Origin of the sequence: Saccharopolyspora sp. NFXS83 (genome assembly GCF_026241095.1) — a bacterium.
In the GTDB taxonomy this organism is placed as follows: domain Bacteria; phylum Actinomycetota; class Actinomycetes; order Mycobacteriales; family Pseudonocardiaceae; genus Saccharopolyspora_C.
The window spans coordinates 1-13,318 of the sequence record NZ_JAPFGB010000047.1 but is presented as its reverse complement, the minus strand read 5'-3'; the positions used below and the strand labels follow the sequence as shown (position 1 = coordinate 13,318).

The window sequence follows — 13,318 nt, the reverse complement described above, 5'->3', positions numbered from 1 at the left end:
GACCTCACCTGCCGGAGTGAGTACGGTAGGTGGTGGTCCGCACGGGAGTCCGGAGAAGAACCGGACTGAGAGGGGGCGAACGCCCCGACCGTCGAACCTGATCCGGGTCATGCCGGCGCAGGGAGCGTAGATGTCGCAGCAGTCAGCCGTCACCGTCGTGGGCGGCGGGATCATCGGTCTCGCCGTCGCGTGGAAAGCCGCCCGCGCGGGGCACCGGGTTCAGCTCGTCGACGCCGGTGAGCGCGCCGCGTCGTGGGTCGCGGGCGGCATGCTCGCGCCCGTCGCCGAAGCATCCCCCGGCGAGGAGGAACTGCTGGAGCTCGGCTCCGCCTCGCTGCGGCGCTGGCCCGAGTTCGCCGCGGAACTGGCCGCGGACTCCGGCCTGCCCGCCGGGCTGCGCGAGGAGGGCACGCTCGTCGTCGGCGTGGACGGCGCCGACCGGACCGAACTGGACATGCTCGCCGATCACCTCGCGTCCCTCGGGCGCAGCGTCACCCGGCTCGGCGGTCGTGAGCTGCGCCGCGCCGAACCCTCGCTGGGGCCCGCGGTGCGCCGCGGCCTGGAAGTGCCGGGTGATCTCGCCGTGGACAACAGGGTGGCGCTGGCGGCGCTGCGGGCGGCGGCGGCAGCGGCGGGCGTCGACTTCCGCGACGGGCGGGCGCTGCGGGTGCGGCCCGGCGCGGTGGAACTCTCCGACGGCACCGCGCACTGCGACGTCGCGGTGATCGCCGCCGGTGCCCACTCCGGTGACCTGCACCCCGGGCTGGCCGGGCGGATCCGCCCGGTGAAGGGGGAGGTGCTGCGGCTGCGGGCGCGCGCCACGGCGCTGCCGCCCCCGACGCGGACGGTGCGCGGTCCGGTGCACGGCAGGCAGGTCTACCTGGTGCCGCGCGACGACGGCGGGCTCGTCGTCGGCGCCACCCAGCACGACGCGGGGTTCGACCTCGACGTCACCGTCGGCGGGGTGCGGGACCTGCTGGTGGACGCGGAACGGCTGGTGCCGGGTCTCGCCGAGTACGCGCTGGTCGAGGCCATCGCCGGGCTCCGGCCTGGCACGCACGACAACCTGCCGCTGATCGGCGAGCTGGAACCGGGCGTGCTCGCCGCGACCGGGCACCACCGCAACGGTTTCCTGCTCGCGCCGATCACGGCCGACGCGGTGCTCGCGGCGCTGTCCGGCGCGGAGTCCCCGGCGACCGCCGCCGACCCCGGACGAGGCGCGCGGCCCGTTTCCGACGACAGAGGAGGGCAACCGTGCGGGTAGTGATCAACGGATCGGCTCGGCCGGTGGACGAGGACGCCACGCTGGCCGCCGTGCTGACGGAGTTCGGCGTGCCGGAACGAGGGGTCGCCGTCGCCGTCGACGGAACCGTGGTGCCCAGGGCCTCCTGGGCGGCCACCGAACTGCACGACGGAGCTGCCGTCGAAGTGCTCACCGCGGTGCAAGGAGGCTGACGTGGACGATCCACTGGCGATCGCCGGGCGCGAGTTCGGCTCGCGGCTGATCACGGGAACCGGGGGCGCGACGAACCTGGCAGTGCTGGAGCGCGCGCTGCTGGCCTCGGGCACCGAGCTCACGACGGTGGCGATGCGCCGGGCCGACGCGGGCGGGCGCACCGGCGTGCTCGACCTGCTGCACCGGCTCGGCATCGAGGCGCTGCCGAACACCGCGGGCTGCCGCAGCTCGGCGGAAGCGGTCCTCACCGCGCAGCTGGCGCGGGAGGCGCTGGAGACGAACTGGGTGAAGCTGGAGGTCGTGGCCGACGAGGACACCCTGCTGCCCGATCCGGTGGAGCTGCTCGACGCCGCCGAACAGCTCGTCGACCAGGGGTTCGTGGTGCTCGCCTACACCAACGACGACCCGGTGCTGGCGACCCGGCTCGCCGACGTGGGCTGCGCGGCGGTGATGCCGCTGGGCTCGCCGATCGGCACGGGCCTGGGCATCCGGAACCCGCACAACATCGAGATGATCGTGTCCCGCGCGACGGTGCCGATCGTGCTCGACGCGGGCATCGGCACCGCTTCCGACGCGGCGCTCGCGATGGAGCTGGGCTGCGACGCGGTGCTGCTGGCCAGCGCCGTCACCCGAGCCCAGGACCCGGAGCGGATGGCCGCCGCGATGCGCGCCGCCGTCGACGCGGGCCGACTGGCCTCGCAAGCCGGCCGCATCCCGCAGCGCTTCTGGGCGAAGGCCTCCAGCCCCACCCAGCCCTGAGTCCCTGCCGATCCGCCTCGGCGAGATCCGCGAACAGCTGAACGGACGCCGTGCCCTGGCGCGCTCGTGGTGAGCGTGCCAGGGCACGGCCTGCTGCTCAGATCATTCTGAGAGAAGCCCGTCAGGGCGAGATCAGGGTGATCACGGGTTCATGCACTGCAGCACGTCGGTACCCGTGATCCGGCAATCGGAGCCGTCCGGGCTCACCTGCATCTCCTGGCCGTGCGCGGTGATCACCGGTGCGCCGTGTCCCTGGAGCGCGAAGTCGAAGCGCTCGCCGGGCAGGAGGCTGTGGCCGTACTCCTCGTCGTCCTGCGCGACCGTCACGTCCTGCGGCGAAGCGGTCTCGTTGCGGACGATCAGCGTGCCGGTCTTGCCGGTCTTGCCGGTCGCCGCGTCCTGGGCGGGCTCCGCGGGCGAGCCGAACGCGGTGGTCACGCCGAGTGCGCCGCCCGCGACGGCGGTGGCCGTCGCGATGGCGGTCATGAGCAGCCGCTTGTTCTTGTGAACGGACATGTTGGTGCTCCTTACCCGGGCGACGTGGATCGTCCGGTGATCGGTGATGTCGTGCGGGGTGCGGGAAGCCTTCGGCTCCACCGGCACCTGGGCACGACGCTAACACCAAAACACTAGTTGTCTAGTGAATAGTGTACGTTGCGTTGAGATCTCCGGGGCCGACGCGGCGAGCGCCGGTTCGCGGAGGAGAGTGCGGCACGACGTCGAAGGAGCATGTGATGTCACAGCGGATCGCCGGGGTATCGCCCGGAGTGGATCACCGGGCGGGACGGGAAGAGCTGGAGGTGCGCTCATGATCTGGGTCGCGTATCGGAGCCAGCGCGCGCAGTTGTTCGTGCTGGGCGGACTGCTGTTGATCGGTGGAACGCTGCTGGCGCTGCTGCACTTCAGCCAGGCCGCCTACATCGGTTCGGACGCGCTGCTGGAGAGGTGCGTGGGCCTGTCCCGCTACCCGTTGGAATGCATGCCGCCGGTGAACGTCTTCCAGGATCGCTACTACGACCTGATGAAGGCGGCGGAGCTGGTGCTCATCGCGGTGCCCGCGCTGATCGGGGTGTTCGCAGCCGCCCCGTTGTTCTCCCGCGAGCTGGAGCACGGGACGCACGTCCTGTCGTTGACCCAATCGGTGAGCAGGAGCCGCTGGCTGCTCACGAAGACGGCCGTCTCCGCGCTGCCCGCGGTCGTGGTCGTGTCGGTCCTGAGCTGGTCGACGCGCGGATCGATCGGTTCGGTGGGGAACGCGGGACCTGACAACGAAGGGGTCTTCTCCTTCATCGCTCACGACAACAGCGGCGTGCTCCCGGCCGTGTACGTGATCTTCGCCGTCGCGTTGGGCGTGTTCGCGGGAGTCGCGACCAAGCACGCCGTGGGGGCGATGGCGATCACCTTGGCCGGTTTCGCGTTGTCGCGGTGGCTGGTCGTGGAACTGCTGCGTCAGCCGATGGCGAATGCGGTGGCGGGACGCGAGGGCGGTCGCTACTACTCCACTCTCATGAGCCCGGAGCACTTCTGGCCCATGCAGCTCATCGAGTCGGTGCTGTTCCTGGTCGTCGCCGGATTGTTGCTGGCCGGTGCGGTGCGGCTGCTGAGCGACCGTGTTTCGTGAAGGGGATCCGGACCGCCCCGCCGCCCGGTTTTCCACGCTATTTGCGTAGTGAAATGTTATGGTCGTGGCCGTGATCGAATTCCGGATCGACCGGCGATCCGGAGTGGCCACCTACATGCAGATCGTGCAGCAGACCCGGCAGGCCCTCCGGCTGGGTCTGCTCGCGCCCGGGGACCGGCTGCCGACGGCCAAGGAGGTCGTGGAGGCCACCGCGATCAATCCGAACACCGTGCTCAAGGCCTACCGCGAGCTCGAACACGAAGGCCTGGTCGAGGGCAAGCGCGGCGTGGGCACGTTCGTGCGTAAGTCGTTGGCCACCACCCAGACCGCGGCTGACTCCCCGTTGCGTCGAGAGCTGGCCGGATGGATGGATCGAGCACGGCACGCCGGCTTGGATCGCGACGATGTCGACGCCCTTTACGCGGACCTCCGCGACGAGAGATTTCCGCACACCACGAACTAGGCAGGACGCCCTGATGTCCTTCGACTCCGAGCAGCCCGCGCTGCACGCCGACCGGGTCAGCAAGCGGTTCCGCGGGGCCTGGGCGCTTCGCGACGCCACGTTCGCGCTTCCCCGTGGCTCGGTCACCGCGCTGGTGGGTGCCAACGGCGCGGGCAAGAGCACCTTGCTGTCCATCGCGGCCGGGCTGATGCCGCCTTCGGAAGGCAGGATGCTCATCCTCGGCGGGCCGGTGCACCGGCGCATGCACCCCGCCGCCGCGTTCCTCGCGCAGCACAAGCCGCTGTACGACGCGTTCACGGTGGGCGAGCACCTCCGGCTGGGGCGTGAGCTCAACGAACGGTGGAACCAGCGGACCGCGCACGACCTGCTCGATCGGCACCGAATCTCGCTGGACGTCCGGGCGGGCGTGCTCTCGACAGGGCAACGGGCGCAGGTCGGACTCGCGCTGGCGCTGGCCCGCGAACCGGACGTGCTGCTGCTCGACGAGCCTGCGGCAGCGCTCGATCCGCTGGCCCGGGACGACCTGCACCGCACCCTCATGGCCGAGGTCGCGCAGCGCGGCACCACCGTGCTGCTGTCCTCGCACCAGCTCCACGACCTGCAAGATCTGTGCGACCGCCTCGTGCTGCTCGACCGCGGAAGCGTTCGGCTCGAAGGGGACATCGACGAGCTCCTCGACGAGCACCGCTTCCTGATCGGCTCGGCGGCGGACGAAGTGCCCCTCCCGGCGGGCGCGCTCGTCCACGAGCGCCGTGCCGAGCGGCAGGCGACGCTCCTCATGCGGGACGGGGGGCCGCCTCCTGATGGGTGGGCGGCGGAGATGCCCACTTTGGAGAGCCTCGTCCTCGGATACCTGAACTCCGGCCGGGACCGGGCCGAGGGCGATCTCGCCGAGGCCGGTGGCGGACGACGATGAGGTGCGCCGCCACCGGAGCGCTCGGACTCAGCGGATGCGGAGGCGTTCGGTGCGGACGAAGTTGATCGTGTAGCTCTTCCACGGTTCGTTGCCCAGCGTCCGGTCGATCGCGGAACGCGCGTGCAGCGCGTTCTCCACCAGCGAGCTGGCCAGCAGTTCCGTGGCGGGTGCCCCGGTGGACTGGATGTCGGGGATCTTCGCCGTGCTGCGACCGCTGAGCAGCTGGTCCACCGCCTTGAGCGCGGGCACCGCGACGGCCCGTTCGTTCTCGGGCCGGAACGCCAGCGTCGCCACGTCCTGGCGCAGCGCGTCCAGCGCGATGGCCGCGGCCCGCGTCGCGTGCTTGTCCTCGTCGGACTCGGGGTCGTCCAGCAGCGCGGGCATGCCCAGCAGGTCCTGGGTGCGCCGCAGCGCGAGCACGTGCGCGGACCGCATCGCCGCGTGCACCTCGTGGCCTTGACCGGCGGCGCGCACGCTGCGCAGCAGCTCGGACACCGACCACACGGTGGAGCGGACGGCACCGCGCACGTCGGGGACCATGCTGCTGGGCAGCACGATGAAGCTGATGTAGCCCACGCCGAGCGCGATGGCGGCGCCGACGGCGGTGTTGGAGGCGAAGCTGATCGCGATGTTCGCCAGCGGCCGGTCCAGCCGCATCGCCTGGTCGATCACGGTCACGACGATCAACGAGCTCAGCAGCACCTGGTAGTCGGTGCGCAGCCGCTCCACCCCGAGCAGCATGCCCGCGACCACCACCGGGACGAGCAGGTAGACGCCGGGCAGCACCGTGATCAGCACGGACAGCATGACCACGCCGAGCACGGCACCGCCGGTGCGTTCCAGCGCGCCGTTCATGCTGTCCCGAGCGGCGGGCGCGAGCACCACGTACAGCCCGAGCAGCAGCGTCGAGGCCGACGGGTCGTGCAGCAGCAGCACGATGACCATGCCGACGCCGACGGCGAGCGTGCAGCGCAGCGCGTGCCGGAACAGCGAGGAGCGCAGCGACAGGTGCGCCTTGATCCCACCGAGGGCCCGCTGGCGACGGCCACCGGGTGCGGGCGGGCTGGCCGCGGCCTCGGTGCGCTGCACGACGGCGCCGCGGATGCGGTCGAGGCCCTCGTTCATGCCGCGCACCGCTTCGGGCAGGTCCTGCCGCCCGCCTTCGGCGACGACGGCCTGCGCCGGGTCGACGCGGGCCATCGCGGGCAGTCCGCTGCAGGCGCGGGAACGCACGGCGCGGGCGAGTTCGGCGGCGACGAGGTCCGCTTCGACGACGATTCGGTGCAAGCGTTCCGCTTCGATCCGGTCCGCCTGCTGAGCCTGGGCCAGCAGCGTTTCGCGGGCCGCGCGGAACCGGGCGGCACCGGCGAGAACCTGGCCGAGCCAGGTGATCGAGCCGTCCGCGCGCCACGCGCTCGCCGCGATCTCCAGCACGCCCGGCCCGGGTTCGAGCAGGGTGCGGGCCACGGCGTGCCGGGTGGCGCGGGTGGGGTCGCCGATCCCGATGAGCACGCGCAGGACCAGCGCGAACACCGCGCCCGCCGCGGTGGACAGGAACAGCATCCACGCGGGCTGCCCGGCGCCGATGCCGGTGGTGGTCGCGACGAGGGTGGCGGCGGCGAAGGTCTGCCCGCTGACCCGGTACTGCTCGCCGAGCGCGGGCAGCATGCCGGAGCCGAACACGACCGCCGCGACCAGCAACCCGGCGAGCACCGGGATGCCGTCCAGCAGCGGCCCGACCGCCATCACCAGCACCAGCGCGGGCCCGAACCAGGAGAACCGGTGCAGGTCCGAGCGCAACGACTGGCCGCCGGCGGCGACCAGCGCGAACACGGCGGTCAGCCCGCCGATGAGCGCGGGGGTGCGCAGGTCGAGCAGCCAGCCGACCGCGGTGGCGGCCACCGCAGTGACGAGCACCGCCATCGCGTACTGGCGTTGTCTGAGGTCGGGTGCACCGGCCTCGGTGTTCAGTCCGGCGATCAGCCGGTTCTTCATGGTCGTCCACCCGGGTGCTGCCACGGCGGTCGCTTCGCTCCTGACGTTCTCGTTGAGTGTGCGGGGGCAGGCGCAGCGCGCGCGTCGCCGGTGCTCACCGGCGGGGGCTGCCGCATGCCTCACGCTTTATGTCGACGAAACCCGCCTTGTGAGTTACCCGTGGCGCTAAAAATCACCCAATCCGGTAACTCAAGTCTCGATTTCGGCCTGTTCCGTGGCCGAGCCGGTCTCAGCTACGCGTCTGTTCGCCGTATCAGAGCGAGCGGGGGCTCACCCGCCAGAACGTCGACACCGGCCCCACGCCCGAGCCGAGCGGGTACGCGTGCTCCACGCTGCGCGTCACGAACCGCTTGCCCGCGGCGACGGCGTCCGGCATCGACGCGCCCTTCGCCAGCGCGGCCGTGATCGCCGAGGCGAACACGTCGCCCGCGCCGTGCGTGTGCTCCGTCGAATAGCGCGGGCCGGGCAGCGGAATCGCGTCGGTGCCGTTGAACAGCAGGTCGACGCACTCCGGGTCGTCGAGCAGGTGGCCGCTCTTGATCAGCACCCAGTCGGGGCCGAAGTCGTGGATCGCCTTCGCCGCGTCCAGCAGGTCGTCCCGGCTGCGCGCCTCCAGGCCGGTGAGCAGCCGGACCTCGTCGAGGTTCGGCGTCACCAGCGTGGCGCGCGGGAAGGCCTGGCGGCGCAGGGCGTCGAGGGCGTCCGGGCGCAGCAGCGGCTCACCGCTGCGGGACGCGGCGACGGGGTCGACGACGAACGGGGTGCGGCCGGTGCGCCCGATGCCGTGCTCGTCGCAGACCGCGACGACGGCTTCGATCGTCGCGGCGGACGACAGCACCCCGGTCTTCGCCGCGTCCACCCCGATGTCGGAGGCGACGGCGGCGATCTGCGCGGCGACGGTCTCCGGCGGGATCTCCACGAGCCCGGTGACGCCGACGGTGTTCTGCACGGTCACCGCGGTCACGGCCGTCATGCCGTGCACCCCGCAGGAGAAGAAGGCCCGCAGGTCGGCGTGCATGCCGGCGCTGCCGCCGGAGTCGGAGCCGGCGATGGTCAGCGCCGTCGGCGGCGCCGTGTCGTGCGCCGGTTGTCGCAGGTGGGCGGGTTTCGCGTGCATCCGGTCCATGCTACGACCCCCTTCGTCCGCTGATCCGGCCCGTTCGAAACCCGCCGCCCCGGCCCGGGCTGAACGGCCCGTTCGTCCAACGGGATCGGACGACCGGTCCGTTCACCCCGAATCGGGCGCACCGGCGAGCGTGCCCGGAAGCGCGTGAACGGCCCGTTCGTCCGATCCGATGGGGCAGGCGGTCCGTTCACCCCGATCCGAGCCGTGCCGGTGGCCGGGCCAGCCGCGTTGCTGTGAGCGGCGCCGGTGGGAGTGAACGGACCGTTCGACCAACCGGATGGGACGAACGGTCCGTTCACTCCCGCTCGGCAGTGCCGGTGCCGCCTCGTGGTGTGCGCTCCGGAAGCGGGTGAACGGACCGTTCGTCCAACGAGGTGGGACAACCGGTCCGTTCACCTCGGCGGGTCAGCCGACGATGGGGAGGTAGACCTCGCCGCCGGAGCCGGTGAACTCCTCGGACTTCTCCCGCATGCCCTCCTCGATCGCCTCGACGCTGGTGAGGCCGCGTTCTTCGGCGTACCGGCGCACGTCCTGGGTGATCTTCATCGAGCAGAATTTCGGTCCGCACATCGAGCAGAAGTGCGCGGTCTTCGCGGGTTCCGCCGGCAGCGTCTGGTCGTGGTACGCCTTCGCGGTGTCGGGGTCGAGCGCCAGGTGGAACTGGTCGGTCCAGCGGAACTCGAAGCGCGCCTTGGACAGCGCGTCGTCCCACTCCTGAGCGCGCGGGTGCCCCTTGGCGAGGTCACCGGCGTGCGCGGCGATCTTGTAGGTGATCACGCCGGTCTTCACGTCGTCCCGGTCGGGCAGCCCGAGGTGCTCCTTCGGCGTGACGTAGCAGAGCATCGCCGTCCCGGCCTGCGCGATCATCGCGGCGCCGATCCCGGAGGTGATGTGGTCGTAGGCGGGCGCGATGTCGGTGGTCAGCGGCCCCAGCGTGTAGAACGGCGCCTCGTCGCACAGCTCCTCTTCGAGCCGCACGTTCTCCGCGATCTTGTGCATCGGCACGTGGCCGGGGCCTTCGATCATCACCTGCACGTCGTGCTCGCGGGCGATGCGGGTGAGCTCGCCGAGCGTCTCCAGCTCGGCGAACTGGGCGCGGTCGTTGGCGTCGGCGATGGAGCCGGGCCGCAGGCCGTCGCCGAGCGAGAAGGTGACGTCGTAGTCGCGCAGGATCTCGCACAGCTCGGAGAAGTGCGTGTAGAGGAAGCTCTCGCGGTGGTGCGCCAGGCACCACGCGGCCATGATCGAGCCGCCGCGGGAGACGATGCCGGTGACGCGCTGCGCGGTCAGCGGCACGTACCGCAGCAGCACTCCGGCGTGCACGGTCATGTAGTCGACGCCCTGCTCGCACTGCTCGATCACGGTGTCCCGGTAGATCTCCCAGGTCAGCTGGGCCGGGTCGCCGTTGACCTTCTCCAGCGCCTGGTAGATCGGCACGGTGCCGACCGGCACCGGCGAGTTGCGCAGGATGCGTTCGCGGGTCTCGTGGATCCGCTTGCCGGTGGACAGGTCCATGATCGTGTCGGCGCCCCAGCGGGCCGCCCACACCATCTTCTCGACCTCTTCCTCCACCGAGGAGGTCACCGCGGAGTTGCCGATGTTCGCGTTGACCTTCACCAGGAACTTCTTCCCGATGATCATCGGTTCGCTCTCGGGGTGGCGGCGGTTGGCGGGCAGCACCGCGCGACCGCGGGCGATCTCGTCGCGCACCAGCTCGGCGGGCAGGTCCTCGCGGGCGGCGACGAACTCCATCTCGCGGGTGATCACGCCCGCCTTCGCCCAGGCCAGCTGGGTCCGGTGCTCGCCGGACCAGTCGGCGCGGGTCTCGGGGAGTCCCTCGTGGACGTCGATGGTCGCGGTGTCGTCGGTGTAGGGCCCGGAGGTGTCGTAGACGTCGAGGTGCTCGCCGTTGCTGAGCTCGATCCTGCGCACAGGCACCCGCAGGTCGCCGACCTCGCGGTACACCTTGCGGGAACCGCTGATGGGGCCGGTGGTCACACCGGTATCGGTGGCAGTCGAGTCCGCAGTGGACAGGGAAGGACGCGCGTCGGCCATGGCCGTTCACTCCCTACGCCGGCATTATCCGGTCAGGTTCAGGCGGTCGGCGGCCCCGGATCGGATGATCCAGCCGCCCTCTCAGCCCGCTTCCGGTGCGAGCTCCCGCGATCAGTTGTCGGCGACGACGTTAGCCCCCGCCGCCGAGTCCTGCCAAGCCCCGATTCGGGTCGATGACGGCGAAGCGGATCAGGGATAGGCTGTCTAGCAGGGAAAACGAACTCTTGTCAGACCCGGAGGTTACAGTGCGCGACGACACCAACACAGGAGGTGACCGCGCTGTGAGTGCTGCACCGGTGCTCCAGGAATCGTCCTGGGAGACGTTCGTCGAGGTCTGGAACCGCCTCGACCTTCCCGAAGGCTGGCGCGCGGAGATCATCGAGGAAAGGATCGTGATGTCCCCGCCGCCCGATCAGAACCACAACTTCATCGGAAGCCGGGTCAACAAGGCTCTGGTCCGGGCGCTGCCGGATGATTGGGAAGTTCTGCAGACCCAAGGCATCGCAACGCCGTCCACCTCGCGAATCGTGGTGCCTGATTTGCTGGTGGTCTTGCGGGAGCGAATGACCCCGGTGGTCGTTCTGCCGGGCGAAGACGCCCTGCTCGCCGTGGAGATCACATCGAAGAGCAATGCCGAGACCGACCGCAGCGCCAAGCACAAGGCGTACGCGCAGGCCGGAATTCCGCTGTACCTGCTCATCGACCGCTTCGCGCCGCGCTGGCCCACGGTCACGGTGTTCTCCGAGCCCGATGGCGACGCCTACCGGGAATCGCACGCCGTCCCGTTCGGGAAGCCGATCGAGCTGCCGTCGCCGTTCGACGTCACGCTGGAGACGGAGGACTTCCCGCGCTGAGGGTCAGTCCTCGTCGTCGGCGAACGGGTCCCCTTCGACCGCCGGGTCCCACGAGTGGCCGGGCACGCCCCAACCGTTGCGCTTGACCGCTTTCTTCGCCGCCCGCGCGTTGCGCCCGACCAGCCGGTTCAAGTACAGGTAGCCGTCCAGGTGATCGGTCTCGTGCTGCAGGCAGCGGGCGAAGAACCCGGTGCCCTCGACCTCCACCGGTGAGCCGTCCACGTCGAACCCGGTGACCTTCGCCCAGCTCGCCCGGCCGGTCGGGAATGCTTCGCCGGGTACCGACAGGCAGCCTTCCCAGTCGTCGTCCGGGTCCGGCATCGTCTCGGGGATCGCGCTCGTCTCCAGCACCGGGTTGACCACCACGCCGCGGTGCCGCACGCCCTCGTCGTCGGGGCAGTCGTAGACGAACACCCGCAGGTCGACGCCGATCTGGGTGGCTGCGAGCCCGGCTCCGTTGGCGGCGGTGTTCGTCTCGAACATGTCGTCGACCAAGGTGCGCAGCGCATCGTCGAAGTCCTCGACGGGGCGGGTGGGGTGGTGCAGAACCGGGTCGCCCACGATGCGGATCGGGTGAACAGCCATGCGGCGGAGGATATCGGTAGGCCGTTGTGGCGTGCCCCGGGCGTGGCCGTCGGAGCGGCGCGCGACGCCCATCGGAGTGATCTTCGTCGGGCCCTCCGCGGATCTCCGCCGCGGGCGTGTTGGCCGCGCACGGCGTCCGGGGGCGCGTGATGTAATGGGGGCGGAATCACACGCGTGTGATTCCGGCGAACGCGGGGGTCCCCGGATCGCGACGCGAGGAGCCAGATGGACGCCGCCCAGATGCTGACCGTGCACGAGATCGCCCGGCAGTGCGAGGAGTTGGCGCGGACCGACGGGCAGCGCGGAGCGGCTCCGGAACCGGTGCCCGGCAGGCACTTGCGACCGGTCGACCCGCCCACCGAGCCGCTGCCGCGAGTGCCGGTCGAACCGTCCACATCGGACGATTCGGTGCTCGCGGAACGGGTGGTCGGTGCCTCGGCCGATCGGGACCTCAGCGATCGCGAGCTGAGCATCCTCGCGTTCGAACGGCAGTGGTGGAAGGGCGCGGGCGGCAAGGAACGGGCCATCCGCGAGCTGTTCGACATGTCCGGCACGCGGTACTACCAGGTGCTGAACAACTTGTTGGACGACCCGGCGGCGGCCAGGGTGGATCCGATGCTGATCAAACGTTTGCGCAAGGTGCGGGCGAGTCGGCAGCGTGCCCGGCAGGCCCGCCGACTGGGAATCGAGTGGCACTGATGACTTCCGGGGAACCCCCGACCAGCCCGTCCGCCGCGAAGATCGGTGGTTACGCCCTCATCGGAGCGGGCGCGCTCTCGGCCGTGCTCGGCCTGACGACTTTGGTCTCCGGCGGCTCCGATGACGCCGCCGCTCCGCCGGTCGATCAGCAGCAGACGGAGGCGCCGCTACCGCCGCTGCCTCCGCTGCCCGCGAGTTCCGAGGAACCGCCGCCGTCCTCCTCGATCGCCCAGCCGCCGCCCGCCGCCGACGAGCCGCCGCCGATGCCGGACCCTGAGCCGCAGGCCCCGCCGGTCGACCAGCCGCGCCCGGAAGTACCGGACGCCGAGCACGGACGGCAGCACATCGTCGTGCGGGTCTACAACAACAGCACCATCAAGGGCTTGGCGCACCGGGCCGCGGACGACTTCCGCAGCGTCGGCTACGAGGTCCCGGAAGTCGGCAACTACGCGCGCGGCATCATCCCCACGACGACCGTCTACTACCGCCCCGGCACCGCCGAGGAGGCGCAGGCCAAGGAGGTCGCCGCCGCGTTCCAGGCGCGAGCGGAACCCCGCTTCGAAGGCGTCGGCGACGCCAGCCCCGGCGTCATCGCCATCATCACCAACGACTACAAGGGCCTGGGCAAGGGCGGAAAGTAACTCCAAACGGCGAAGCCGTGCAGTGGGCAAGCGAAGCGATGCCTGCCTTGCGGCCGGAGGCCGTGCCTTTGCGGCGAAGCCGTGCAGTGGGCAAGCGAAGCGATGCCTGCCTTGCGGCCGGAGGCCGTGCCTTTGCGGCGAAGCCGTG

Annotated in this window: 14 protein-coding genes and 2 riboswitches; of the genes, 9 read left to right on the top strand and 5 right to left on the bottom strand. The window is 71.0% G+C overall.

All coding sequences use genetic code 11. The features are described 5' to 3' along the window. The first annotated feature begins 31 nt into the window (after positions 1–31). A riboswitch (TPP riboswitch) is annotated at positions 32–141 on the top strand. The 3 genes from thiO to OOZ19_RS29415 all read left to right on the top strand — a co-directional run bounded on the left by thiO (position 131) and on the right by OOZ19_RS29415 (position 2,215). After that, a complete protein-coding gene (gene thiO, locus OOZ19_RS29425; protein WP_266093436.1) occupies positions 131–1,264 on the top strand; it encodes a glycine oxidase ThiO in 1,134 nt (377 codons plus the stop codon). (Overlaps the previous riboswitch by 11 nt.) Continuing rightward, the gene (thiS, locus tag OOZ19_RS29420) at positions 1,255–1,455 is read left to right on the top strand and encodes a sulfur carrier protein ThiS (RefSeq protein ID WP_266093435.1); all 201 of its coding nucleotides are present in this window, start codon (positions 1,255–1,257) and stop codon (positions 1,453–1,455) included. Before thiO ends, thiS begins: the two co-directional genes overlap by 10 nt. Before the next feature lies 1 nt (position 1,456). Beyond that, positions 1,457–2,215, top strand: coding sequence for a thiazole synthase (locus OOZ19_RS29415; protein ID WP_266093434.1), 759 nt, complete (start codon positions 1,457–1,459; stop codon positions 2,213–2,215). Between the two features lie 141 nt (positions 2,216–2,356). Here the strand turns inward: OOZ19_RS29415 and OOZ19_RS29410 are convergent, their stop codons facing one another. Then, complete coding sequence (locus OOZ19_RS29410; RefSeq protein WP_266093433.1) at positions 2,357–2,731, bottom strand: hypothetical protein; 375 nt, start codon at positions 2,729–2,731, stop codon at positions 2,357–2,359. Between the two features lie 292 nt (positions 2,732–3,023). Between OOZ19_RS29410 and OOZ19_RS29405 the strand changes: the two genes are divergently transcribed. The 3 genes from OOZ19_RS29405 to OOZ19_RS29395 all read left to right on the top strand — a co-directional run bounded on the left by OOZ19_RS29405 (position 3,024) and on the right by OOZ19_RS29395 (position 5,215). After that, on the top strand, positions 3,024–3,836 hold the full coding sequence (locus OOZ19_RS29405) for an ABC-2 membrane transporter-related protein (protein ID WP_266093432.1): 813 nt from the start codon (positions 3,024–3,026) through the stop codon (positions 3,834–3,836). Positions 3,837–3,906: 70 nt separating this feature from the next. Beyond that, on the top strand, positions 3,907–4,299 hold the full coding sequence (locus OOZ19_RS29400) for a GntR family transcriptional regulator (protein WP_266093431.1): 393 nt from the start codon (positions 3,907–3,909) through the stop codon (positions 4,297–4,299). Positions 4,300–4,312: 13 nt separating this feature from the next. Then, complete coding sequence (locus tag OOZ19_RS29395) at positions 4,313–5,215, top strand: ABC transporter ATP-binding protein (protein WP_266093430.1); 903 nt, start codon at positions 4,313–4,315, stop codon at positions 5,213–5,215. A 27-nt stretch (positions 5,216–5,242) separates the two neighbouring features. Here the strand turns inward: OOZ19_RS29395 and OOZ19_RS29390 are convergent, their stop codons facing one another. From OOZ19_RS29390 to thiC, 3 genes are all read right to left on the bottom strand, one after another. Beyond that, complete coding sequence (locus tag OOZ19_RS29390) at positions 5,243–7,234, bottom strand: FUSC family protein (RefSeq protein ID WP_266093429.1); 1,992 nt, start codon at positions 7,232–7,234, stop codon at positions 5,243–5,245. A 229-nt stretch (positions 7,235–7,463) separates the two neighbouring features. After that, positions 7,464–8,327 (bottom strand): bifunctional hydroxymethylpyrimidine kinase/phosphomethylpyrimidine kinase, encoded by an 864-nt coding sequence (gene thiD, locus OOZ19_RS29385; RefSeq protein WP_266093428.1) that lies wholly within the window; start codon positions 8,325–8,327, stop codon positions 7,464–7,466. Positions 8,328–8,741: 414 nt separating this feature from the next. Next, positions 8,742–10,391: a phosphomethylpyrimidine synthase ThiC gene (gene thiC, locus OOZ19_RS29380; RefSeq protein ID WP_266093427.1), complete on the bottom strand. Its 1,650-nt coding sequence runs from the start codon at positions 10,389–10,391 to the stop codon at positions 8,742–8,744. Next, a riboswitch (TPP riboswitch) is annotated at positions 10,385–10,510 on the bottom strand. It overlaps the preceding gene by 7 nt. Positions 10,511–10,636: 126 nt before the next feature. Here thiC and OOZ19_RS29375 point away from each other — a divergent pair. Further along, on the top strand, positions 10,637–11,245 hold the full coding sequence (locus tag OOZ19_RS29375; RefSeq protein ID WP_266093426.1) for a Uma2 family endonuclease: 609 nt from the start codon (positions 10,637–10,639) through the stop codon (positions 11,243–11,245). A 3-nt stretch (positions 11,246–11,248) separates the two neighbouring features. Here OOZ19_RS29375 and OOZ19_RS29370 read toward each other — a convergent pair whose 3' ends face one another. Next, a complete protein-coding gene (locus OOZ19_RS29370; RefSeq protein ID WP_266093425.1) occupies positions 11,249–11,830 on the bottom strand; it encodes a peptide deformylase in 582 nt (193 codons plus the stop codon). 408 nt (positions 11,831–12,238) lie between these two features. On the opposite strand from OOZ19_RS29370, the gene OOZ19_RS29365 reads away from it, so the two are divergent. Together OOZ19_RS29365 and OOZ19_RS29360 are read left to right on the top strand one after the other, a co-directional pair. Then, positions 12,239–12,529 (top strand): DUF3263 domain-containing protein, encoded by a 291-nt coding sequence (locus tag OOZ19_RS29365; protein ID WP_266093448.1) that lies wholly within the window; start codon positions 12,239–12,241, stop codon positions 12,527–12,529. Further along, on the top strand, positions 12,529–13,170 hold the full coding sequence (locus tag OOZ19_RS29360) for a LytR C-terminal domain-containing protein (RefSeq protein ID WP_266093424.1): 642 nt from the start codon (positions 12,529–12,531) through the stop codon (positions 13,168–13,170). Before OOZ19_RS29365 ends, OOZ19_RS29360 begins: the two co-directional genes overlap by 1 nt. The last annotated feature ends 148 nt before the right edge of the window (positions 13,171–13,318 follow it).